General features: G+C 61.0%; 20 protein-coding genes and 2 tRNA genes. 17 read left to right on the top strand and 5 right to left on the bottom strand.

Features of this window, described 5'->3' with window-relative positions; translation table 11 throughout:
* The first annotated feature begins 171 nt into the window (after positions 1–171).
* Positions 172–789 (top strand): trimeric intracellular cation channel family protein, encoded by a 618-nt coding sequence (locus HX824_RS15960; protein ID WP_172834585.1) that lies wholly within the window; start codon positions 172–174, stop codon positions 787–789.
* Here HX824_RS15960 and queG read toward each other — a convergent pair.
* Positions 768–1,850, bottom strand: coding sequence for a tRNA epoxyqueuosine(34) reductase QueG (queG, locus tag HX824_RS15955; protein ID WP_003217527.1), 1,083 nt, complete (start codon positions 1,848–1,850; stop codon positions 768–770). The genes HX824_RS15960 and queG overlap by 22 nt on opposite strands.
* 62 nt (positions 1,851–1,912) lie before the next feature.
* Between queG and HX824_RS15950 the strand changes: the two genes are divergently transcribed.
* From HX824_RS15950 to HX824_RS15895, 12 genes are all read left to right on the top strand, one after another.
* Positions 1,913–2,773, top strand: coding sequence for an NAD(P)H-hydrate dehydratase (locus tag HX824_RS15950; protein ID WP_003217526.1), 861 nt, complete (start codon positions 1,913–1,915; stop codon positions 2,771–2,773).
* Positions 2,761–3,231: a tRNA (adenosine(37)-N6)-threonylcarbamoyltransferase complex ATPase subunit type 1 TsaE gene (gene tsaE / locus HX824_RS15945; protein ID WP_003217524.1), complete on the top strand. Its 471-nt coding sequence runs from the start codon at positions 2,761–2,763 to the stop codon at positions 3,229–3,231. Before HX824_RS15950 ends, tsaE begins: the two co-directional genes overlap by 13 nt.
* A 3-nt stretch (positions 3,232–3,234) precedes the next feature.
* Positions 3,235–4,668, top strand: a complete 1,434-nt coding sequence (locus HX824_RS15940; protein ID WP_202948682.1) for an N-acetylmuramoyl-L-alanine amidase — start codon at positions 3,235–3,237, stop codon at positions 4,666–4,668.
* Between the two features lie 14 nt (positions 4,669–4,682).
* Positions 4,683–6,581: a DNA mismatch repair endonuclease MutL gene (gene mutL / locus HX824_RS15935; RefSeq protein ID WP_177020803.1), complete on the top strand. Its 1,899-nt coding sequence runs from the start codon at positions 4,683–4,685 to the stop codon at positions 6,579–6,581.
* Positions 6,581–7,552 (top strand): tRNA (adenosine(37)-N6)-dimethylallyltransferase MiaA, encoded by a 972-nt coding sequence (gene miaA / locus HX824_RS15930; RefSeq protein ID WP_003217518.1) that lies wholly within the window; start codon positions 6,581–6,583, stop codon positions 7,550–7,552. Before mutL ends, miaA begins: the two co-directional genes overlap by 1 nt.
* A 93-nt stretch (positions 7,553–7,645) precedes the next feature.
* On the top strand, positions 7,646–7,909 hold the full coding sequence (gene hfq / locus HX824_RS15925) for an RNA chaperone Hfq (protein WP_003217515.1): 264 nt from the start codon (positions 7,646–7,648) through the stop codon (positions 7,907–7,909).
* Between the two features lie 12 nt (positions 7,910–7,921).
* Positions 7,922–9,223, top strand: coding sequence for a ribosome rescue GTPase HflX (gene hflX, locus HX824_RS15920; protein WP_003217514.1), 1,302 nt, complete (start codon positions 7,922–7,924; stop codon positions 9,221–9,223).
* A 96-nt stretch (positions 9,224–9,319) separates the two neighbouring features.
* Positions 9,320–10,495, top strand: coding sequence for an FtsH protease activity modulator HflK (hflK, locus tag HX824_RS15915; protein WP_087692480.1), 1,176 nt, complete (start codon positions 9,320–9,322; stop codon positions 10,493–10,495).
* A complete protein-coding gene (gene hflC, locus HX824_RS15910; protein ID WP_003217510.1) occupies positions 10,495–11,361 on the top strand; it encodes a protease modulator HflC in 867 nt (288 codons plus the stop codon). The genes hflK and hflC overlap by 1 nt, the downstream gene beginning before the upstream one ends.
* A gap of 301 nt (positions 11,362–11,662) precedes the next feature.
* On the top strand, positions 11,663–12,850 hold the full coding sequence (locus HX824_RS15905) for an ATP phosphoribosyltransferase regulatory subunit (RefSeq protein WP_003217507.1): 1,188 nt from the start codon (positions 11,663–11,665) through the stop codon (positions 12,848–12,850).
* Between the two features lie 54 nt (positions 12,851–12,904).
* Positions 12,905–14,194, top strand: coding sequence for an adenylosuccinate synthase (locus HX824_RS15900; protein ID WP_003217505.1), 1,290 nt, complete (start codon positions 12,905–12,907; stop codon positions 14,192–14,194).
* 139 nt (positions 14,195–14,333) lie between these two features.
* Complete coding sequence (locus HX824_RS15895) at positions 14,334–16,268, top strand: methyl-accepting chemotaxis protein (protein WP_008439098.1); 1,935 nt, start codon at positions 14,334–14,336, stop codon at positions 16,266–16,268.
* 108 nt (positions 16,269–16,376) lie between these two features.
* Here the strand turns inward: HX824_RS15895 and HX824_RS15890 are convergent, their stop codons facing one another.
* From HX824_RS15890 to HX824_RS15875, 4 genes are all read right to left on the bottom strand, one after another.
* Complete coding sequence (locus HX824_RS15890) at positions 16,377–17,942, bottom strand: iron ABC transporter permease (protein WP_008439096.1); 1,566 nt, start codon at positions 17,940–17,942, stop codon at positions 16,377–16,379.
* Positions 17,942–18,967 (bottom strand): extracellular solute-binding protein, encoded by a 1,026-nt coding sequence (locus HX824_RS15885; RefSeq protein ID WP_008439094.1) that lies wholly within the window; start codon positions 18,965–18,967, stop codon positions 17,942–17,944. Before HX824_RS15885 ends, HX824_RS15890 begins: the two co-directional genes overlap by 1 nt.
* Before the next feature lie 145 nt (positions 18,968–19,112).
* Positions 19,113–19,199, bottom strand: a tRNA-Leu gene (locus HX824_RS15880).
* Between the two features lie 173 nt (positions 19,200–19,372).
* A tRNA-Leu gene (locus HX824_RS15875) sits at positions 19,373–19,459 on the bottom strand.
* 224 nt (positions 19,460–19,683) lie between these two features.
* On the opposite strand from HX824_RS15875, the gene rnr reads away from it, so the two are divergent.
* The 4 genes from rnr (at position 19,684) to rpsR (ending at position 24,058) form a co-directional block, all read left to right on the top strand.
* Positions 19,684–22,317, top strand: a complete 2,634-nt coding sequence (rnr, locus tag HX824_RS15870) for a ribonuclease R (protein ID WP_008439093.1) — start codon at positions 19,684–19,686, stop codon at positions 22,315–22,317.
* Positions 22,314–23,069, top strand: coding sequence for a 23S rRNA (guanosine(2251)-2'-O)-methyltransferase RlmB (gene rlmB, locus HX824_RS15865; protein WP_003217493.1), 756 nt, complete (start codon positions 22,314–22,316; stop codon positions 23,067–23,069). Before rnr ends, rlmB begins: the two co-directional genes overlap by 4 nt.
* A gap of 307 nt (positions 23,070–23,376) precedes the next feature.
* Entirely contained in the window at positions 23,377–23,799 is a 423-nt protein-coding gene (gene rpsF / locus HX824_RS15860; RefSeq protein WP_003217491.1) for a 30S ribosomal protein S6, read from the top strand.
* A 28-nt stretch (positions 23,800–23,827) separates the two neighbouring features.
* Positions 23,828–24,058, top strand: coding sequence for a 30S ribosomal protein S18 (gene rpsR / locus HX824_RS15855; RefSeq protein ID WP_002551829.1), 231 nt, complete (start codon positions 23,828–23,830; stop codon positions 24,056–24,058).
* Positions 24,059–24,092: the final 34 nt, after the last annotated feature.

Genomic DNA, 24,092 nt, shown 5'->3' with positions numbered 1-24,092 from the left:
TTTTGTGGCGAGGGGCTTGTCTGTGGCGAGGGGGCTTGTCCCCCGTTGGGCTGCGAAGCGGCCCTAAAATCTGACATCCCGATCTACCTGAAAACTCTATTGCCTTTAAAGGGGCTGCTTCGCACCCCAACGGGGGACAAGCCCCCTCGCCACAACTTTGCAAGGATCGCCATCATGCTGCTGATGCTCTATCTCATCGCCATCACCGCCGAAGCCATGACGGGTGCCTTGTCCGCCGGGCGGCGCGGGATGGACTGGTTCGGTGTGGTGCTGATCGCCTGCGTGACGGCGCTGGGCGGCGGTTCGGTGCGTGACGTGTTGCTCGGCCACTACCCGCTGACCTGGGTCAAACACCCGGAGTACCTGGTGCTGACCTCCGTCGCGGCCCTGGTGACCATCTTCATCGCTCCATTGATGCGCCACCTGCGGTCGCTGTTCCTCGCGCTGGACGCCGTGGGCCTGGTGGCCTTCACCCTGATCGGCAGCATGACCGCCCTGGAAATGGGCCACGGCATGCTGGTGGCGTCAGTCAGCGGTGTGATCACCGGGGTATTCGGCGGCATCCTGCGGGATATCTTCTGCAACGACATTCCGTTGATCTTCCGCCGCGAGCTGTACGCCAGCGTGTCGTTCCTGGCCGCCTGGTTCTACATGCTGTGCATCTACCTTGAGCTGCCAAGTGAGCAATCGATCCTGCTGACGCTGTTCAGCGGCTTTCTATTGCGCCTGCTGGCGATCCGTTTTCACTGGGAAATGCCCAAGTTCGTCTACAACGACGACGTGCACTGACGTTCGGCGTGCTGGTTCAGCGCCCATTCCACATGTTCGCGCACCAGTTCCGAGGGGTATTCCCGACGCGCCTTCAGCGCTTCCAGCACCGGAATGCTTGATGGCGCATTGCCCAGGCCCACCGCCAGGTTGCGCAGCCAGCGCTCATAGCCGGCGCGGCGCAGGGGAGAACCTTCGGTGCTGCTGAGGAATTTGTCCTCGTCCCACATAAACAACTCGGCGAGCTCTGCGTTATCCAGGTTGTGCCGTGGCTTGAAATCGCCTTCGTCGGTAGGCCGCGCGAAACGATTCCACGGGCAAACGATCTGACAGTCATCGCAGCCGAATACCCGATTGCCGATCAGTGGGCGCAGTTCTTCGGGGATCGCGCTTTTCAGCTCGATGGTCAGGTAGGAAATGCAGCGCCGGGCGTCCAGCACGTAGGGCCCGACGAAGGCATTGGTAGGGCAGATATCCAGGCAGGCGGTGCAGCGGCCACAATGTTCGGTGGCGTGGGGTGGGTCGACCGGCAACGGCAGGTCGACAAACAGCTCGCTCAGGAAGAAGTAACTGCCCGCCTTGCGATTGAGTACCAGGGTGTTCTTGCCGATCCAGCCCAGCCCGGCCTGCTCGGCGATGGCTTTTTCCAGCACGGGGGCGCTGTCGACAAAGGCGCGGAAGCCGAACGGGCCGATTTGCGCCTGGATGCGGTCGGCCAGTTGCTGCACGCGCTTGCGGATCAGCTTGTGGTAGTCGCGGCCCAGGGCGTAGCGGGAGATGTAGGCTTTTTCGGGTTTGGCCAGCAGTTGGGCCATTTGGGTGTCGCCCGGCAAGTAGTCCATGCGCAGTGAGACCACGCGCAAGGTGCCGGGTACCAGCTCCTCCGGGTGTGAGCGCTTGCTGCCGTGGGCGCCCATGTAGTCCATTTCGCCGTGGTAGCCGGCGTCGAGCCAGCGTTGCAGGTGCTGTTCATGCTCGGCGAGGTCGAGGCCGCTGATGCCCACTTGTTGAAAGCCCAGCTCGCGGCCCCAGTCTTTGATCGATTGGGCGAGGGCGGGCAGGTCGTAGGTAATAGCAGGCATGAACAAGAGAAACCGCAGGTTAGATGCGTATAATTCTGCCAGACATCGGAGCTTGAAGACGCATGCCGCAGACAAAACACGAAATACCCGACGTTCAGCACCTGTTGCCCGGCCAATTGCCGCAACTCGCTGCGCGTTCCCCGGACGCCCATAAAGGCCAGTTCGGCCATGTATTGCTGATCGGCGGCGACCGCGGTTTTGGCGGCGCCGCCTTGCTCAGTGCTGAAAGTGCCCTGCGCAGTGGTGCCGGCATGGTTTCCCTGGCGACCCGTAGCGAACACGTCGGTGCGGCGCTGGCGCGGTTGCCGGAAGTGATGACGGTGGGCGTGCACTCGGCCAATCAATTGATGGGCCTGCTGGAAAAGATTTCCGTGATCGTCATCGGCCCGGGCCTGGGCGAGGTCTCCTGGGGCAAAAGCCTGCTGTCGGTAGCGGCCAATGCCAGGCAGCCGCAAGTCTGGGACGCCGATGCCTTGAACCTGCTGGCGGCGGGCAGCGTCAGCTTGCCGGCCAATTGCGTGATCACTCCGCATCCTGGCGAAGCGGCCCGCTTGATGGGTATTTCGACAGCCGAGGTTCAGGCCGACCGCCTTAACGTGGCGCGCGCCTTGAGTCAGAAATTCAATGCGGTGGCCATCCTCAAGGGCGCCGGCAGCTTGATCGCCAGCCCGGACGGTCGGGTTGCCCGCTGCGATCAGGGCCATCCTGCAATGGCAACCGCTGGCCTTGGCGATGTGTTGGCCGGCCTGGTCGGTGCTTTGCTGGCGCAAGGCATGCCGGCATTTGATGCCGCCTGCCTGGCGGTCTGGCTGCATGCCACTGCCGGAGATCGCCAGGGTACCTACGGTCGCGGGCTGGCCGCCAGTGACCTGATTCCTGCCATTCGTCAGTTGCTGGAGGAGCAATCGCCGTGTCTGAAGTAGTTCTTTTCCTGCCTGATGAAGACGCCATGGTCGCCTTGGGCAACCGTATTGCCCGGGTCACTCAAGGCTCAGGGCTGATCTTTCTGGAAGGCGATCTCGGCGCCGGAAAAACCACCTTGTCCCGGGGCATCATTCGCGGGTTGGGGCACGCGGGTGCTGTGAAAAGCCCTACGTTCACCTTGGTAGAACCCTACGAAATCGGTGACGTACGAGCGTTCCACTTCGACCTGTATCGCCTGGTGGACCCGGAAGAACTGGAATACATGGGCATTCGTGATTACTTCGATGAGGACGCCTTGTGCCTGATCGAGTGGCCAGATAAAGGCACAGGCTTTTTGCCAAAGCCGGACCTGACCATTACCATTACCCCGCATAAGCAAGGACGTCAGCTGAAGTTGTTGTCCCAGAGCGCGCGCGGCGAGTCGTGGTGCGCCGCCTTGGCATTGGAATTCAAATAATTGATGGGGTTAGGTATGCGCTTTCGCGCGTTGGTTACTGTCGTAGGGGTGTTGCTTGCGGCAATGACTTTCAATGCACTGGCGGCCTCACAGGTGAAAAGTGTTCGCCTGTGGCGGGCACCGGATAACACGCGACTGGTATTCGACCTGTCTGGCCCGGTTCAGCACAGCGTCTTCACCCTCACGGCGCCTGATCGCCTGGTGATTGATATCAACGGTGCGACCCTGGCCGCGCCGTTGAAAGTCGCCATGGCCAATACCCCGATTACCGCGATGCGCTCGGCCCAGCGTACGCCGACCGACCTGCGGGTGGTTATCGACCTGAAAAAGGCCGTGACCCCGAAAAGCTTCGTGCTGGCGCCCAACGCGCAGTATGGCAACCGGCTGGTGGTCGACCTGTTCGACAACGCCGCCGATGCCGCGCCGCCGCCTGCGCCAACTCCAAGCGTCGCGACGATACCTGCGGTGCCGGTCAACCAGTCGCAACCCCAGGTCAAATTGCCGCCGCTGCCACCGGCTCCGGCGGGCAAACGTGACATTATCGTGGTCATCGATGCCGGTCACGGCGGCGAAGACCCGGGTGCCTCGGGCTCGCGCGGCCAGCATGAAAAAGACGTAGTACTGGCCATCGCCCGCGAACTGCAGCGCCAGATCAATGGCATGAAAGGCTACCGCGCCGAGCTGACCCGGACCGGCGACTACTTTATTCCGCTGCGTGGCCGTACCGAAATCGCCCGCAAGAAGGGCGCCGACCTGTTCGTCTCGATCCACGCCGACGCCGCACCTTCGGCCGCGGCGTTTGGTGCCTCGGTGTTTGCCCTGTCTGATCGCGGCGCTACGTCCGAGACCGCCCGCTGGCTGGCGGACAGTGAAAACCGTTCCGACTTGATCGGCGGGGCTGGCAACGTATCCCTCGACGACAAGGACAAGATGCTCGCTGGCGTATTGCTCGATCTGTCGATGACTGCCTCGCTGACCTCCAGCCTGAACGTGGGGCAGAAAGTCCTGAGCAACATTGGTCGCGTCACCTCACTGCACAAACAGCGCGTGGAACAGGCCGGGTTCATGGTGCTCAAGTCGCCGGATATTCCGTCGATCCTGGTGGAAACCGGGTTTATCTCCAACTCCAACGAAGCTTCGAAACTGGCCTCGGCCAGCCACCAGCAGGCGTTGGCGCGCTCCATCAGCGCCGGTGTTCGCCAGTTCTTCCAGCAGAACCCGCCGCCGGGCACTTATATAGCCTGGCTGCGTGACTCCGGGAAAATCGCCCAGGGCCCGCGTGACCATCGCGTGCAGCCGGGCGACACCCTGGCGATGCTGGCGGTGCGCTTCCAGGTGTCAGCGGCAACCTTGCGCAGTGCCAACAACCTCAAGACCGATGAATTGAAGGTCGGCCAGGTGTTGACCATCCCGGGCACTGAACTGGCGGCGCAATAATGAGCGAAACAGTCTTGAGCAATACCTCGCGCATCGAGCTGCTAAGCCCGCGTCTCGCCAACCAGATCGCGGCGGGTGAGGTGGTCGAGCGGCCAGCGTCGGTGATCAAGGAGTTGCTGGAAAACAGTATCGACTCCGGCGCCAGGCGCATTGATGTCGATGTTGAGCAGGGCGGCGTCAAGCTGCTGCGAGTGCGCGACGACGGCAGCGGGATTTCCTCCGATGACCTGCCGCTGGCCCTGGCCCGTCACGCCACCAGCAAGATTCGTGACCTGGAAGACCTGGAACGGGTGATGAGCCTCGGGTTTCGTGGTGAGGCCCTGGCCTCCATCAGCTCGGTGGCTCGCCTGACCCTGACGTCCCGCACCCGCGACGCCGATCAGGCCTGGCAGGTTGAAACCGAAGGCCGCGACATGGCGCCCCGGGTCCAGCCGGCGGCACATCCGGTGGGCACCTCGGTGGAAGTGCGCGACCTGTTCTTCAACACCCCGGCCCGGCGTAAATTCCTCAAGGCCGAAAAAACCGAATTCGATCACCTGCAGGAAGTCATCAAGCGCCTGGCCCTGGCGCGGTTTGATGTGGCTTTCCACCTGCGCCACAACGGCAAGACCATCCTCAGCCTGCACGAGGCCCATGATGATGCGGCCCGTGCGCGGCGCGTCTCGGCCATCTGCGGCGCGGGGTTCCTGGAGCAGGCGCTGCCGATCGAGATCGAACGCAATGGCCTGCGACTGTGGGGCTGGGTGGGTTTGCCGACTTTCTCCCGTAGCCAGGCGGACATGCAGTATTTCTTCGTGAATGGCCGGGCGGTGCGCGACAAGCTGGTGGCCCACGCAGTGCGCCAGGCGTATCGCGACGTGCTGTTCAACGGGCGGCATCCGACGTTTGTGCTGTTTTTCGAGGTCGACCCGTCGGTGGTCGACGTCAACGTGCACCCGACCAAGCACGAAGTGCGCTTCCGTGACGGTCGCATGGTCCACGACTTTCTTTACGGCACCCTGCACCGCGCCTTGGGCGATGTGCGGCCGGATGATCACCTGGCGGCGCCGATTGTCACGGCTGTTGTCCGTCCTTCAGGGCCGGAAGCCGGCGAGTTCGGGCCCCAGGGCGAAATGAGCCTGGCGGCCAACCTGCTGCAATCGCCGCAAGCCCAGCCGAGCTATACCGCACCAGGCTCAGGCGCCGGCGCCGGTTATCAATACCAGTACACCCCGCGTCCGCAATCGGCGGTGCCGGTGGCCGAGGCCCAGGCGGCCTATCGCGAGTTTTTCGCGCCGCTGCCCGGCGCCGAGCCAGGCGCTGCCTCGTTGCCGGAAGGCCAGGGCGACGTGCCGCCGTTGGGTTACGCGCTGGCACAGCTCAAGGGTATCTATATTCTTGCGGAAAACGCCCATGGCCTAGTGCTGGTGGACATGCACGCCGCCCACGAGCGGATCATGTACGAGCGCCTGAAGATCGCCATGGCCAGCGAAGGCCTGAGCGGCCAGCCGCTGCTGGTGCCGGAATCCCTGGCGGTCAGCCAGCGGGAAGCGGATTGCGCCGAAGAGCACGTCAGCGTGTTCCAGAAGCTGGGCTTTGAGTTGCAACGCCTGGGGCCGGAAACCCTGGCTATTCGCCAGATTCCGGCTTTGCTCAAGCAGGCAGAGGCCAACCGGCTGGTGGCCGACGTACTGGCGGACCTGATGGAATACGGCACCAGTGACCGGATCCAGGCCCACATCAATGAACTGCTCGGCACCATGGCCTGTCACGGCGCCATCCGCGCCAACCGCCGGCTGGCCTTGCCGGAAATGAACGGCCTGCTGCGGGACATGGAAAACACCGAGCGCAGCGGCCAGTGCAACCATGGCCGCCCGACCTGGACCCAGATGGGCCTGGACGACCTGGACAAACTGTTCTTGCGCGGCCGTTGATGAGTGCCTTGCCCCCCGCCATCTTCCTGATGGGCCCGACGGCCGCCGGCAAGACCGACCTGGCCATCGAGCTGACCAAGGTCTTGCCGTGCGAGTTGATCAGTGTCGACTCTGCACTGGTTTACCGGGACATGGACATCGGCACTGCCAAACCTTCAAAAGAGCTGCTGGCCCAGTATCCGCACCGGTTGATCGACATTATTGATCCCAGCGAGAGCTATTCGGCGGCGGATTTTCGCATCGATGCGCTGGCCGCCATGGCCGATATCACCGCGCGGGGCAAGATTCCGCTGCTGGTCGGCGGCACGATGCTCTACTACAAGGCCTTGCAGGAAGGTCTGGCTGATATGCCGCCAGCTGATCCACAGGTGCGCGCCGAACTTGAAGAAGAGGCTGCGCGCCTTGGCTGGCAGGCCTTGCACGATCAGTTGGCCATTGTGGATCCGGTTTCCGCCGCGCGAATTCATCCCAATGACCCCCAGCGCCTGACGCGAGCGTTGGAAGTCTGGCGGGTCAGTGGCCAGACCATGACTGAACACAGGCTGAAACAAACTGCGCAAAGTGCTGAAGCAGGCGCCTCGGGACACTCACAATTGCCCTATACTGTGGCGAATCTGGCCATCGCTCCGACGGATCGCCAGGTGCTGCATGAACGAATTGCACAAAGATTCACAATTATGTTGGAACAGGGGTTTGTGGAGGAGGTCGTAGCACTGCGTTCAAGAGGTGACCTGCATCCAGGGCTGCCTTCGATACGTGCTGTAGGCTACCGCCAAGTCTGGGATCATCTGGATGGCAAGCTGACGTCAGCCGAAATGCAGGAGCGCGGCATCATTGCCACGCGCCAATTGGCGAAGCGTCAGTTCACCTGGTTGCGCAGTTGGAGCGATTTGCACTGGCTGGACAGCCTGGACAGCGACAATCTGTCACGCGCCTTGAAATACTTGGGAACGGTCTCCATATTGAGCTGAGTCCTTGCAATTGCCGTCTATCCTTGGGGGTGTGACGGCCATGAGCTATCTATTTTCCGATTTTTATTATTGATCCTTAAAGGAGTGCGGCACATGTCAAAAGGGCATTCGCTACAAGACCCTTACTTGAATACTTTACGTAAAGAGAAAGTTGGGGTTTCCATCTATCTGGTCAACGGTATCAAGCTGCAAGGTACGATCGAGTCGTTCGACCAGTTCGTGATCCTGCTGAAAAACACCGTAAGCCAAATGGTTTACAAGCACGCTATCTCGACCGTAGTGCCGGTTCGTCCAATTCGTCTGCCTAGCGCAACCGAAGAACAGGGTGACGCCGAGCCTGCACCAGGTAACGCCTGATAGGAGTCTCCTTTGTTCTTTGAGCGCCACGGTGGTGGTGAGCGAGTAATCCTCGTTCACTTGGATGGACAGGACCCTGAGGCGCGCGAAGATCCGCAGGAGTTTCAGGAGTTGGCAAATTCGGCCGGCGCCGAGACCGTCGCGTTTTTTAACGTGCCGCGTCATCGGCCAACCGCCAAATTCCTGATCGGCAGCGGCAAGGTCGAGGAACTGCGCGACCTGGTCCACGCCGAAAAGGCCGATCTGGTGATTTTCAATCACATCCTCACGCCCAGTCAGGAACGTAACCTCGAACGAGTTTTCGAGTGTCGCGTGATCGACCGCACGGGTCTGATTCTCGATATTTTCGCTCAACGCGCCCGTACCCATGAAGGCAAGCTCCAGGTAGAACTGGCCCAGCTTGACCACATGAGCACCCGGCTGGTTCGTGGCTGGACTCACCTTGAGCGCCAGGGTGGCGGCATCGGCATGCGCGGCCCGGGTGAAACCCAGCTGGAAACCGACCGGCGTCTGCTGCGGGTGCGCCTGCGACAGATCAAGGGCCGCCTGGAGAAGGTGCGCAGCCAGCGCGAACAATCGCGACGTGGCCGTATGCGTGCGGATATCCCGACCGTTTCCCTGGTGGGCTATACCAACGCCGGCAAATCCACACTCTTCAACAACGTGACGAAATCGGACGTGTACGCGGCCGACCAACTGTTCGCGACCCTCGACCCGACCTTGCGCCGTCTGGAACTGGACGACCTGGGGCCGATTGTCCTGGCCGATACCGTGGGTTTCATTCGTCACTTGCCCCACAAGCTGGTCGAGGCATTTCGGTCTACGCTCGAAGAGTCGAGCAATTCCGACCTGCTGTTGCACGTGATCGATGCGGCCGAACCGGATCGCATGTTGCAGATTGAACAGGTCATGGTGGTGCTGGGCGAGATTGGTGCCCAGGACTTGCCGATCCTCGAGGTCTATAACAAACTCGATTTGCTTGAAGGCGTTGAGCCACAAATCCAGCGCGACGAAAACGGCAAGCCCCAGCGGGTCTGGCTGTCGGCGCGTGATGGCAGTGGCCTGGAATTGCTTGAACAAGCCATTGCCGAGCTGTTGGGCAGCGATTTGTTCGTCGGCACCTTGCGCTTGCCGCAGCGTTTTGCTCGACTGCGTGCACAGTTTTTCGAGCTGGGCGCGGTACAGAAAGAAGAACACGACGAAGAAGGTGTCAGCTTGCTGGCCGTTCGATTGCCGCGCTCGGAGCTGAATCGGCTGGTCAGCCGTGAAGGCGTTGTGCCGACAGAGTTCATCGAACAACACACTTTGCAATAAAAGCCTGAGAAAGCGGTTGTGCCGCTGTGACAGGCATTCTGTAGCATTGGTCGGCGCGCCGTGGGTGCGTCTTTGCTTTATCAGATGGAGAGCGCTATGGCTTGGAATGAGCCGGGTGGCAACTCGAATAATCAGGATCCTTGGGGTGGTAAACGCCGCAATAATGGCGACCGCAAGGGGCCACCAGATCTCGACGAGGCCTTCCGAAAGCTGCAGGAAAGCCTGAATGGGTTGTTCGGTGGTGGAAAAAAACGTGGTGGTGACGAAGGCGGTCGTACGAGCAAGGGCGGTGGTTACGGCCTGCTCGGCATCGGCCTCGTCGTGCTGGCGGCCGTCTGGCTGTACAGCGCCGTCTATGTGGTGGACGAGCAGGAGCAAGCCGTGGTGCTGCGCTTCGGCAAGTACTACGAGACTGTCGGCCCTGGCCTGAACATCTACTTCCCGCCGATCGACAAGAAGTACATGGAAAACGTCACGCGTGAGCGTGCCTACACCAAGCAGGGCCAGATGCTGACCGAAGACGAGAACATCGTCGAAGTGCCGCTGACCGTGCAGTACAAGATCAGCAACCTGCAGGACTTCGTGCTGAACGTCGACCAGCCGGAGATCAGCCTGCAACATGCGACCGAAAGCGCCCTGCGCCACGTGGTGGGTTCCACCGCAATGGACCAGGTGCTGACTGAAGGCCGTGAATTGATGGCCAGCGAAATCAAGGAGCGCCTGCAACGGTTCCTCGACACGTACCGCACCGGTATCACCGTGACCCAGGTCAACGTACAGAGCGCAGCGGCACCGCGTGAAGTGCAGGAAGCCTTCGATGACGTGATCCGTGCCCGTGAAGACGAGCAGCGTTCGCGCAACCAGGCTGAAACCTACGCCAACGGCGTGGTGCCGGAAGCCCGTGGCCAGGCCCAGCGCATCCTTGAGGATGCCAACGGTTACCGCGACGAAGTGGTCTCCCGCGCCAAGGGTGAGGCAGATCGTTTCACCAAGCTGGTGGCCGAGTACCGCAAGGCACCGGAAGTCACCCGTGAGCGTCTGTACCTGGACACCATGCAGGAAGTCTTCAGCAACACCAGCAAGGTTCTCGTGACCGGCAGCAAGGGCGGGCAGAACAATCTGCTGTACCTGCCGCTGGACAAGATGATCGAAGGTGGTCGTAGCAGCACCAGCGCACCGGCTACCGGTTCCAATGCTGCTGCCAACGAAGCGAGCGCCCGTGCGGCCGCTGACCTGCTGCAACAGCAAACACGTACCAGGGAGAGTCGTTGATGAGCAATAAATCGCTGACCGCCCTGATTGTGGGCGTCGTCGTGGTCATCGCTGCCTGGAACTGCTTCTATATCGTGTCTCAGACCGAGCGCGCGGTGTTGCTGCAATTCGGTCGCGTGGTCCAGGCGGATGTCCAGCCGGGCCTGCATGTGAAAGTCCCCTACGTCAACCAGGTGCGCAAGTTCGACGGCCGCCTGATGACCCTGGATGCACCGACACAACGCTTCCTGACCCTGGAAAAGAAAGCTGTGATGGTTGACGCCTACGCCAAGTGGCGCGTCAAGGATGCCGAGCGCTTCTACACCGCGACCTCCGGCCTCAAGCAGATTGCCGACGAGCGTTTGTCGCGCCGTCTGGAATCGGGCCTGCGTGACCAGTTTGGTAAGCGCACCCTGCACGAGGTGGTATCCGGTGAACGTGACGCGCTGATGGCGGACATCACGCGTTCGTTGAATGCGATGGCGGAAAAAGAGCTGGGCATCGAGGTGATCGATGTTCGGGTCAAGGCCATCGACCTTCCGAAGGAAGTGAACCGCAGCGTGTTCGAGCGTATGAGCACCGAGCGTGAGCGCGAGGCTCGTGAGCACCGCGCCAAGGGTAACGAACTGGCAGAAGGGATCCGCGCGGATGCCGACCGTCAGCGTCGCGTACTGTTGGCTGAAGCCTATCGCGAGTCTGAAGAGGCCCGTGGTGATGGTGATGCTCAAGCCGCTTCGATCTACGCCAAGGCCTATGGCCAGGATCAGGAGTTCTACGCGTTCTACCGTAGCCTGCGTGCCTACCGTGAAAGCTTCGCGAACAAAACCGACGTCATGGTGCTGGACCCAAGTAGCGATTTCTTCCGCTACCTGGAAAAGTCCAAGTAACCCGCATGTAGTCTGAGAATCACTCCGTCGGGCGGCTAAAATGCCGGGCGGGGTGATCCTTTCAGAAAACGGGTGTATGATGCGGCAGCCGGGAAATTCCCGGCTTTTTTGCGTCTGCATGTTTGATTGTGGTTTTGCTCCGCAGGCGCCACAGGTTTTTCGAGGAAAGTGCCCGACGAGGCCGATTGTTGGTCGTTCGTCACGTCGCTCTTGCGCGTGGTTTATGCAGGGGCCGGGTATTTTCTGCTTCACTCAAGGCTCGCCCGAGGGCTGGCCGCCCGGATCATAGGGGAATGGCGTAATGGCAACGGTAGACCGCTGGCTGCTGCCAGATGGCATCGAAGAAGTACTGCCACCAGAAGCTGCGCGCATTGAAATCGCGCGCCGCCAGGTGTTGGATCTGTTCCAGAGCTGGGGTTACGAGTTTGTCGTGACTCCGCATATCGAGTACCTGGAATCCCTGCTGACCGGCGCGGGCCAGGACCTGGATCTGCGCACCTTCAAGGTCATCGACCCGCAATCGGGCCGGCAAATGGGCTTTCGTGCCGACATCACGCCGCAAGTAGCGCGCATTGATGCGCACACCCTGCGTCGCGAAGGGCCAAGCCGCCTGTGCTACGCCGGCAGCGTGCTGCATGCGCAACCGCGTGCGTTGTCGTCGTCCCGCAGCCCGATCCAGTTGGGCGCCGAGTTGTACGGTGATGCCAGCCCGAGCAGCGACGTGGAAGTCATCAGCCTGATGCTGGCCATGTTGCAGCTGGCCGATGTGCCGGATGTGCACATGGACCTTGGGCATGTCGGTATCTACCGCGGCCTGGCCCGTGCGGCCGGCTTGTCGGGTGAAGTGGAACAACAGTTGTTCGATGCCTTGCAGCGCAAGGCCATCGATGAAGTGATTGCCCTGACGGCGGGCGTGCCTGCCGACCTGGCCGGCATGCTGCGTGCGCTGGTGGATCTGTGTGGCGGCCGTGAAGTACTGACCGCCGCCCGTGATCGCCTGGCGAATGCGCCGGCTGATGTATTGGCGGCCCTGGACGATGTGCTGGCGATTGCCGAGCAGTTGTCTGCGCGCTTCCCGCAGTTGCCGCTGTATTTTGATTTGGGTGAGTTGCGCGGCTACCACTACCACACCGGTGTGGTGTTCGCGGTGTTTGTCCCGGGTGTTGGCCAGGCCATCGCCCAGGGCGGTCGTTACGACGATATCGGCGCCGACTTCGGTCGCGCTCGTCCGGCGACCGGTTTTTCCACCGATTTGAAAACCCTGGTGACCCTGGGGCGTGCTGAGGTCGAACTGCCGTCTGGCGGTATCTGGATGCCCGACAGTACGGACGCAGCACTCTGGCAGCAGGTTTGCCAGTTGCGCAGTGAGGGTCAGCGTGTGGTCCAGGCCTTGCCTGGGCAGCCATTGGCCGCCGCCCGTGAAGCGGACTGCGACCGGCAATTGATTCAGCAGAACGGGCTTTGGCAAGTATCGCCACTGGCTTCTTGAGTTTTCCTGCCGGCCACTGCCGGCACCAAGTTTGCGCGAATGAGGACAAGTGTTATGGGTAAGAATGTCGTAGTCCTGGGCACCCAATGGGGTGATGAGGGCAAAGGCAAGATCGTTGATCTGCTGACCGAACATGCTGCCGCCGTAGTGCGCTACCAAGGTGGCCACAACGCTGGCCACACCCTGGTCATCGATGGCGAAAAAACCGTCTTGCACCTGATCCCGTCGGGTGTACTGCGCGAAGGCGTGCAGTGCCTGATCGGCAACGGCGTGGTGGTTGCACCTGACGCCCTGCTGCGCGAGATCACCAAGCTGGAAGAGAAAGGCGTGCCAGTGCGCGAGCGCCTGCGTATCAGCCCTTCCTGCCCGCTGATCCTGTCCTTCCACGTTGCGCTGGACCAGGCCCGTGAAAAGGCCCGTGGCGAGCTGAAGATCGGCACGACCGGTCGCGGCATCGGCCCGGCCTACGAAGACAAGGTTGCACGTCGTGGCCTGCGTGTGGGCGACCTGCTCAACATGCCGCGCTTTGAAGACAAGCTGCGTGAACTGGTGGATTACCACAACTTCATGCTGGTGGGTTACTACAAAGAGCCGGCCATCGAGTTTGAAAAGACCCTGGCCGAGTGCAAGGAATACGCCGAGCTGCTCAAGCCGCTGATGCTGGACGTGACTGCCGAGCTGCACGACCTGCGTCGCGCCGGCAAAGACATCATGTTCGAAGGCGCCCAGGGCTCGTTGCTGGACATCGACCACGGCACCTACCCTTACGTCACCAGTTCCAACACCACCGCTGGCGGCGTTGCGACGGGTTCGGGCGTTGGCCCGATGTTCCTGGACTACATCCTCGGCATCACCAAGGCATACACCACGCGTGTGGGTTCGGGTCCATTCCCGACTGAACTGTTCGACGACGTCGGCGCGCACCTGGCCAAACAAGGCCACGAGTTCGGCGCGACGACCGGCCGTGCCCGCCGTTGTGGCTGGTTCGACGCCGTTATCCTGCGTCGCGCTATCGATGTGAACAGCATCTCGGGCATCTGCCTGACCAAGCTGGACGTACTCGACGGCCTGGAAACCATCAACATCTGCATCGGCTACAAGGATGCGGAAGGCAAGGACGTTGCCCCGACTGACGCGGACAGCTACGTAGGCCTGCAGCCTGTGTACGAAGAAGTGCCAGGCTGGACCGAATCGACCGTGGGCGCCAAGACCCTGGAAGAACTGCCAGCCAACGCCCGCGCTTACATCAAGCGCGTCGAAGAGCTGATCGGTGCGCCGATCGACATTATTTCGACGGGCCCGGACCGCAACGAGACCATCGTTCTGCGTCACCCGTTCGCTTAATAAGCTGTTGATGTAAAAAGCAAAGGGCTCCTTCGGGAGCCCTTTGTCGTTTCCGCCTGGTAAACGGCACGACCCTTGCTATGGTTCTTTCTTTCGCGGTGCTATCAAATTAATGGCACCCGTGGTGGAGGGATTCCCAGTGTCTGCCGTTCTCTCATTGTTACAAAGCCGGCTGTTGCGGCCTGTGTTCGTTACCCTAGGTATCGCTCTTTTGGTGCAAGTACTGGTGGCCGTCGCCCTGACGCGAAGCACCGTCACTGCATTGGAAGCTGATTTGGGCAATCGCCTGGGCGTCGACAGCCAGAAACTGTCCGGCGAGTTGGCGCAAGCCGGCAAGGAAGTGACATCCAGCCTGGACAGTCTGTCTTCCAGCACGCGCCAGCGTCTGACGGCGGGGCTTTCCACGCGCCTGCAGGAAGAGCAGAAGCAACTGCGTGCGACCCTGGAAAAAGACCTGCAGGACTCTGCCAATGACATGGCGCAACTGCTTGCTTCGGTGGCGCCGCGTGCCATGTGGGACAGCGACGTGCCGACGCTGTCTGAGTTTGCCCGCAGAGCCCAGCGCAATCCCAACGTGTTGTTTGTGGTGTATGACGACGCGGCTGGTGAGCACCTGACCCGTTACCTCAATCGTGAAAACCCGATCAACCAGGCGCTGCTGGAAAAGGGCAAGGGCGAACGAGCCCTGGATAAAGTGCTGGATGCGGCGAAGAATGATCCCTCGGTGTTCTACGTCGAAGCGTCCATTAGCCCCAATGGCGTAGAGATCGGCAAGGTCCGCATGGGGGTTTCGACTGCCTCGGTCGAGGCTGACCTGGCCGCGCTGGACAAGCGTTTTGCTGCACTGATTGCCAGCGGTGACCAGTTGGTGGGCGACAGCCTCAAGGGTGCCGCGGCTGACAGCGCGGCGGCCATGGGCGCGCGTTTGCAGTCGGCGCAAGCCACCGCCACCCAGATGACCGCCAATACCACCAGCGCCGTGCAAGAGGCGGCGGGCACCTTGCGCTGGCGCATCGGCATGGGCCTGGCAGTTGTAGGTTTTGGTGTATTGCTGTTGATTGCTGTAGTGCTCGGCCGTCGGGTGGTCAATCGCCTGAAGCTGCTGATTGCAGCGATGGACGATTTGGCGGCAGGCGAGGGCGACCTGACCAAGCGCGTGCAGATCAACAGCCGGGACGAAATCGGCGACATGGCCTCGGCGGTCAATCGCTTTGTGGATAAATTGCAGCCGATCGTGCGTGAAGCCGGTGATGTGGCCCAGCGTACCGGCGTGGAAATCGGCGCGATGACCCTGCGCAATGCGGGTGCCGATGCGGCCGCCGGCTTGCAGCGTGATGAGGTTGCCGAAAGCCTGCGGGCGCTGTCGCAAATGGCGGATGAGGCCCAGGCGGAAAGCCATGCGATGCAGGCCGCCTTGCAGCAGGTGGTGGATATTCGCCAGGCGACTGATGAAAATTCCCGCACTTCAGCCGAAGTCGGCAGCTTGATCGAGGCGTTGGCGGGGCAGGTGCAGGCCGGTTCCAAGGTGATCGAGCGGCTGGCGCAGCAGAGCGAGCAGATCGAGGTGGTGTTGACGGTGATCCACGGGATTGCCGAGCAAACCAACCTGCTGGCGCTCAACGCGGCTATTGAGGCGGCGCGAGCCGGTGAGACCGGGCGCGGCTTTGCGGTGGTGGCGGACGAGGTTCGCGCCCTGGCCAGTAAAACCCAGAGTTCTACCGGCGACATCCAGGCCCACATCGTGGCCTTGCAGCAAGGCGCTCGTGAGGCCGTGGAAACCATCGGCAAGGCCGGGCGCCAGGCCAGCGAAGGTTTGCTGGTGTTGCGCGACAGCGTGCGCCTGCAGCAGTCGGTGCAGGCCTCGGTGGAGCAGGTGCATGCAGCGATTGGCCTGGCGACGCGGGCGGCTGAGCATCAGGCGCAGGGTGCGCATGCGGTGCGTGGGCGAGTCGAGATCATTCATGCCCAGGCTGAGCGAGCGGCGCAGGCGGTGGTAGAGACTACAGCCAGTGGCAAAGTGCTGGATGGGTTGGCTGCGCAGTTGAAGGCGAGCTTGGGGCAGTTCCGGGCTTGATGTCGCCTGGTGCGGCCCTTTCGCGAGCAAGCCCGCTCCCACATTCGACCGAGTTCCACTTCTGGAATGCGAGCAAATGTGGGAGCGGGCTTGCTCGCGAAAGCTATTTCAGCGGCTCAGGTACATCCGCGTCGTAAGCAAATACACCGGCAGTCCCGACACCAAAATCAACAATGCCGCATAGGGCGCCGCTGCCGCGAATTCCACATTCGAGGTGTGCGCCCACACGGCAGTTGCCAAGGTATTCAGCCCGGTCGGACTAAGCAGCAACGTCGCCGTCAATTCCTTCATTGCATCCAGGAATACCAGCGCAAACGCCGCCCCCAATGCCGGGAAAATAATCGGCAGCGTCACCCGGCAAAACGCACTGAACGACGACGCGCCCAGCGTTCTCGCCGCCTCTTCCAGCTGGGGTGCTGCCTTGTTCAGCGCCGTGCGGATCGGCGCCTGGGCCAGGGGCAAAAACAGCAGCGCATAAGCGATCAGCAGCAATGCCGACGTTTGATACAGCGCCGGCACGTAATGCAGGGCGAAATACACCAGTGTCAGCGCAATCACCAGGCCGGGCAGGGCGTGCAGCAGGTACGGCAGGCGCTCGGCCCACAGTGCGAGCTGGCCCTTGTAGCGCACCACCAGCAAGCCCACGGGCACGGCAAACAACAGGCAAAGCGCGGCGCCGCCCAGGGATAGCGCCAACGAAGAAAGCAGCGCCTCGCTGATCTCGGCTATCGGAAATGCCGCCGAACTGCCCACTGCCAGCCAATAACCGAGCATGCCCAGTGGAATGCCGCTGCCGATGATCGCCAGGAGCAGGCAATACAGCTGCCCCAGCGCCGCCCATTTGCCGAGTCGAACCTGTTCGGCATGCCGCGCCGCGCCCTGGCCGGTACGCACGTGTCGGCCCTTGCCGCGCACCCGCAGCTCCAGCCAGAGCAGCGTCAGGCACATCACCAGCAGCACCGCCGAAAGCATCGCCGCATTGGCGTTGCTGAACTCCAGCTCGAATTGCTGGTAGATCGCGGTGGTAAACGTCTGCAAGCCGATGATCGACAGCGCGCCGAACTCCACCAGCATATGCAGGGCAATCAACAGTGCCCCGGCCAGCAGTGACGGCCACAGTAAAGGCAAGGTGATGCGAAAGAACACGCCCCAGCGATTCAGGCCAAGGGTGCGGGCCGATTCTTCCAGGGATGGATCAAGATTGCGCAGGGTTGCCGCCACCGGCAGAAACACCAGTGGGTATTTGGACAGGGTCATCACCAGGATCGCTCCGCCCAACCCTTCAAAGTTGGCGCTTAACGAAACCCAGGTAAAGCTGCTGACAAACGCCGGCACCGCGAACGGCAGGCACAGGATCACTCCCCAGATCCGCCGTCCCGGCAGGTTGCTGCGTTCCAGCAGCCAGGCCAGGGACAAGCCGATCACGCCGCAGGCCACGGTGACGCCGACCATCAGCGCCAGGGTGTTGCGCAGCAACCCGAATACATAGGGCCGCCACAGCAAATGCACCGCCTCGGCCCATCCTGCCTGCCAGGCCTTGAGGCCGACATACGCCAGCGGCAACAGGCTCAGGCCTACCAGCAGCAGGACTGGTAGCAGCAACCAGATCGAAGGGCGTTTGCGTCTCGGCGTAAAACCCCCGCGCAAGGCGAGGGCGGGGAGCGATGGGTTCATCAGTTCAAGCCAACGTCACGTTCCAGTTCCAGGGCTTCTTCGGCGTTGCCCAGGTCGGCAGGGGTGACTTTCGGCGGTTGCAGCTCGCTGAAAGGCTTGAGGCCGCGGTTGGATTCCATGCCCTTGCGCAGCGGGTATTCGGCGGAAGTGTTGGTGATCACCCGCTGGCCTTCTTCGCTGGCCATGAATGCCAGCAGTTGCTGGGCTTCCTTTGGATGCTTGCTGGATTTCAGTGCAGCCGCGGCAGACACGGTGATCAGGCCACCGGCATCGCCGTTGGTGAAGTAGTGCAGCTGCGAATCCAGGTTGGTTTTTTCTTTCTTCAGGGCGAACCAGTAGTAGTTGTTCACCAAGACAGTGGCGACTTCGCCATTTTCCACGGCCTTGAGCGCAACCATGTTGTTGCTGTAGACCTTGCCGAAAGCGCGCAGGCCGGTCAGCCACTCTTCAGCCGCTTCGCGACCGTGCAGCTTGATGATCGCTACGGCTTGTTCCTGGAACGCGCCGCTGGTGGGCACGAAACCGACCTTGCCTTGCCACTCGGGCCCGGCGAAATCCAGTACCGACTTGGGCAGGTCTTTCTCGGCGATCAGCTTCGGGTTGAAGGCCACGACGCGGGTGCGTGCGGTTACGCCCATCCAGGCGCCGTTGGCGGCCACGTATTCCTTCGGCAGGACGTCGAGGGTGCTGGCGTCGATGGTTGCCAGCAGGCCTTGCTCGCCGAGTTTATTCAGCGGCGGCGATTCTTCGGTGTAGATCACGTCGGCAGGGGAGCGGTCACCTTCTTCGACGACCTGGCTGGCCAGCTGGTTGCTGCTGCCCTTGCGCACATTGACGTGGATGCCGGTCTTGGCTTCGAAGGCCTTGGCAAGTTCATCGCCGACCTCCTTGTGTTGGCCGTTGTACAAGGTCAGTGCAACCTTGTCGGCAGAATAGGCAGCGGGCGAGAGCAGGGTCAGGCCGAGCAGAGTGATGGTCAGGCCACGCAGAAGGGATGTCTTGAGACGGGTATCGCGGATCATCATCCGGGGTTTTCCTCACTTGAGTGCAACAAATCCTTACAAGGATAAACGATAAAACTTCTCAAGTGCGGACGAGGGGGGGAATCACCGGTCAGTTTTTCAAACCCCGGAAACGAAAAAACCCGCTTTCGCGGGTTTGATCTGAATTTGGTGCCCAGGAGAAGACTCGAACTTCCACGACCTTGCGATCACCAGCACCTGAAGCTGGCGTGTCTACCAATTTCACCACCTGGGCATTATCAACGCTTGCGCTGTTGATGGAGCGAACTATACGGAGGGCTTTTTGATCTGTAAACCCCTGATTCAAAAATATAAATCAAGATTCTTGTTAAAAATCAAAGGCTTGAAACGCAAAAACCCGCTTTCGCGGGTTTTTGGAGACTCAAGGCATAACCTTGAGTTTGAAATTGGTGCCCAGGAGAAGACTCGAACTTCCACGACCTTGCGATCACCAGCACCTGAAGCTGGCGTGTCTACCAATTTCACCACCTGGGCAGCATCAACAACGTTGCCGTCGTCGATGGCGCGCACTATACGGAGGCTATTTTGAGCTGTAAAGCCCTGCCATGAAAAAAGTCTGGAATATTTCGCCGACGGTCGCGCAAGGTGCATTCCAAGGGCTACAAAGTGCTTTTACGGGCTTGTCGACACCTGAAATTTCCCGTTTCAATACGCGTATGCCAAACTAACCCGCATATAGACAAGGTGAAAACTCTCTAATGGCCGATTGGCAGTCCCTCGATCCCGAGGCCGCTCGTGAAGCGGAAAAATATGAAAACCCTATTCCTAGCCGCGAACTGATCCTGGCGCATCTCGCCGATCGGGGTTCGCCTGCTAGCCGCGAGCAGCTGGTTGAAGAATTCGGTCTGACCACCGAAGACCAACTCGAGGCCCTGCGTCGCCGCCTGCGCGCCATGGAGCGCGATGCCCAGTTGATCTACACCCGCCGAGGCACCTATGCGCCGGTGGATAAGCTCGACCTGATCCTCGGTCGCATTGCCGGCCACCGTGACGGTTTCGGTTTCCTGATCCCGGACGACGGCAGCGATGACCTGTTCATGAGCCCGGCGCAAATGCGCCTGGTGTTCGATGGCGACCGTGCCCTGGCCCGCGTTTCCGGCCTCGACCGTCGCGGTCGCCGTGAAGGCGTGATCGTCGAAGTGGTGTCCCGTGCCCACGAGTCCATCGTCGGCCGTTACTTCGAAGAAGGCGGCATCGGCTTCGTGGTGCCGGATAACCCCAAGGTCCAGCAGGAAGTGCTGATCACTCCGGGGCGCAATGGCGCCGCCAAAGTGGGCCAGTTCGTCGAGGTGAAAATCACCCACTGGCCAACTGCGCGCTTCCAGCCGCAGGGCGATATCGTTGAAGTGGTCGGCAACTACATGGCGCCGGGCATGGAGATCGATGTTGCGCTGCGCACCTACGATATCCCTCACGTCTGGCCTGAGGCTGTGCTCAAAGAAGCCGCCAAGCTCAAGCCGGAAGTCGAAGAAAAAGACAAAGAGAAGCGCATCGACCTGCGTCATCTGCCGTTCGTCACCATTGACGGCGAAGATGCCCGCGACTTCGACGATGCGGTCTACTGCGAAGCCAAGCCTGGCAAACTGCGCCTGTTCTCCGGCGGCTGGAAGTTGTTCGTCGCGATTGCCGACGTGTCCAGCTACGTGAAGATCGGTTCGGCCCTGGACAACGAAGCCCAGGTGCGCGGCAACTCGGTGTACTTCCCCGAGCGCGTCATCCCGATGCTGCCTGAGCAGCTGTCCAACGGCCTGTGCTCCCTGAACCCGAAAGTCGACCGTTTGGCCATGGTGTGCGAGATGACCATCTCGAAAACCGGCGAAATGACCGACTACCAGTTCTACGAAGCGGTGATTCACTCCCAGGCGCGCCTGACCTACAACAAGGTCAGCACCATCCTGGAACAGCCGAAAACCAGCGAAGCCAAGGCCCTGCGCGGTGAGTACGGGCATGTCGTGCCGCACCTCAAGCAGCTCTACGCGCTGTACAAGGTGCTGTTGGGCGCTCGTCACGTGCGTGGCGCGATCGACTTTGAAACTCAGGAAACCCGGATTGTCTTCGGTTCCGAGCGCAAGATCGCCGCAATCACCCCGACCACGCGCAACGATGCTCACAAGCTGATCGAGGAGTGCATGCTGGCGGCCAACGTGGCCACCGCAGAGTTCCTCAAAAAGCACGAGATTCCTGCGTTGTACCGGGTGCACGACGGCCCGCCGCCGGAGCGTCTGGAGAAGCTGCGCGCGTTCCTCGGTGAGCTCGGCCTGTCCCTGCACAAAGGCAAGGACGGCCCGACGCCGAAGGACTACCAGGCTCTGCTCGCGAGCATCAAGGACCGTCCGGATTACCACGTGATCCAGACCGTTATGCTGCGCTCCCTGAGCCAGGCGGTGTACAGCGCCGATAACCAGGGCCACTTCGGCCTGAATTACGAAGCGTACACCCACTTCACCTCGCCGATTCGTCGTTACCCGGACTTGCTCACGCACCGGGCGATCCGCAGCGTGATCCATTCCAAACAGAACACCCCGCACGTCAAGCGTGCTGGTGCCATGACCATTCCGAAGGCACGGATCTATCCGTACGACGAAGCGGCCCTGGAACAGTTGGGCGAGCAGTGCTCCATGAGCGAGCGCCGTGCCGACGAAGCCACCCGCGACGTAGTGAACTGGCTCAAGTGCGAGTTCATGAAAGACCGCGTGGGCGAGTCGTTCCCGGGTGTGATCACTGCCGTGACCGGTTTTGGTTTGTTCGTCGAGCTGACCGACATCTACGTCGAGGGCCTGGTGCACGTCACCGCCTTGCCGGGTGACTACTACCACTTCGACCCTGTGCATCACCGCCTGGCGGGTGAGCGCACCGGTCGCAGCTTCCGTCTGGGCGATACCGTTGAAGTGCAGGTCATGCGCGTCGACCTCGACGAGCGCAAGATCGATTTCGGTATGCCTGACAAGCCGGCTGAACCGACTGGCCGTAAAAAACGTGGCGGCGAAACTGCTGCCCCGGCCAGCAAAGGCAAAGGTGCTCCTGCGAAAGCAGCGGTCGCCGAGCCTGCGCCAGCCAAGCCTGCGCGTCGTTCGTCTGCCAAGGACAAGGCCCCCGAAGCCTACCGCCCTAGCGATGCCGCGGCGAAAAACGCCGAGCTGCGCAAGAGCCGCGAGTTGAAGCAGCAGTTGCTCAACGAAGCCAAAAGCGGTGGTAAAGCGGCGTCTGGGGGAAAGTCCCGCGAGGCGGAAAAGCCGTCGAGCAAGCCGAGTAAACACCGTAAAGGCCCGCCAAAAGCGGGTTCGGCCCCTGCGAAAAGCGGCGGGTCGCGCAAACCTAAGGCCAAGTCATGAGTCTGGAAAAAATCTACGGCGTGCACGCCGTAGAAGCATTGCTGCGTCACCACCCGAAACGCGTCAAGCAGGTGTGGTTGGCAGAAGGCCGCAGTGAGCCGCGTGTTCAAGCGCTGGTCGAACTGGCCAATCAGAACAAAGTTGCCATCGGCCAGGCCGAGCGGCGCGAGATGGACGTCTGGGTCGAAGGCGTTCACCAGGGCGTGGTAGCCGACGTCAGTCCAAGCCAGGTCTGGGGCGAAGCGATGCTCGACGAGCTGCTCGACCGCACCGAAGGCGCACCGCTGTTGCTGGTGCTCGACGGCGTGACCGATCCGCACAACCTCGGCGCCTGCCTGCGTTCGGCGGATGCTGCCGGTGCGTTGGCGGTGATCGTACCTAAAGACAAGTCGGCAACCTTGACGCCTGTAGTGCGTAAAGTCGCCTGCGGTGCGGCGGAAGTGATTCCGTTGGTGGCCGTGACCAACCTGGCGCGTACCCTCGAGAAACTCCAGCAGCGCGGCCTGTGGGTCGTGGGTACGGCGGGGGAGGCTGAGGTCAGCATTTATGACCAGGACCTCACCGGCCCGACCATCCTGATCATGGGTGCCGAAGGCAAGGGCATGCGCCGCCTGACCCGCGAGCATTGCGATTACCTGGTGCACCTGCCGATGGCCGGTAGCGTCAGCAGCCTCAACGTTTCAGTCGCAACGGGCGTCTGCCTGTTCGAAGCCCAGCGCCAGCGCGGCGCCAAGGCTAAAGCCAAGAAATAACCAAGTCTGGCGCAGGTCAAAATGTGGGAGGGGGCTTGCTCCCGAATACGGTGTATCAGTCAGTGCATTTGGTGACTGGCACATCGCTTTCGGGAGCAAGCCCCCTCCCACATTTGTTTTTGTGGTGTATGGGGGCTGTTCAAATAATCACCAATCACCTTGCACCCTTTCTCCCCCTTCTCTACAATTGCGCCCCTTGCCTTCATGGCAGGCACGCATGTGCCTCCCTTCGGCAAGATCCATAAGTGTCATTCACTCCTTGTCTGACCGTTTTTGAGCGGCAGGCTACAACCCGTAAGGAGCATTCATGCGTCATTACGAAATCATCTTTTTGGTCCACCCGGATCAAAGCGAGCAAGTCGGCGGCATGGTAGAGCGTTACACCAAGCTGATCGAAGAAGACGGCGGCAAAATCCACCGTCTGGAAGATTGGGGCCGTCGTCAACTGGCCTACGCAATCAACAATGTTCACAAGGCTCACTACGTGATGCTGAACGTTGAGTGCACTGGCAAGGCCCTGGCCGAGCTGGAAGACAACTTCCGCTACAACGATGCAGTGATCCGTAACCTGGTCATCCGTCGCGAAGAAGCCGTTACCGGCCAATCCGAGATGCTCAAGGCTGAAGAAAACCGCAGTGAGCGCCGTGAGCGTCGCGACCGTCCTGAGCACGAAGGCGCTGAAAGCGCTGATAGTGATGACAGCGACAACAGCGATAACGCTGACGAGTAATCCACGGACCTTTTAAGGAGCCTATCAAATGGCACGTTTCTTCCGTCGTCGTAAATTCTGCCGCTTCACCGCTGAAGACGTGAAGGAGATCGATTACAAAGATCTCAACACTCTGAAAGCCTACGTATCCGAGACCGGCAAAATTGTTCCAAGCCGCATCACCGGTACCAAAGCTCGTTATCAGCGTCAGCTGGCCACCGCTATCAAGCGCGCCCGCTTCCTGGCCCTGCTGGCCTACACCGACAGCCACGGCCGCTGAGACCGGGCAGTCGACAAGTAGTAAGGGATTGAAT

It is taken from the genome of Pseudomonas sp. D4002, from assembly GCF_013385665.1.
GTDB lineage: Bacteria > Pseudomonadota > Gammaproteobacteria > Pseudomonadales > Pseudomonadaceae > Aquipseudomonas.
The sequence above is the reverse complement of the archived record's forward strand: the minus strand, read 5'-3'. Positions and strand labels throughout refer to the sequence as shown.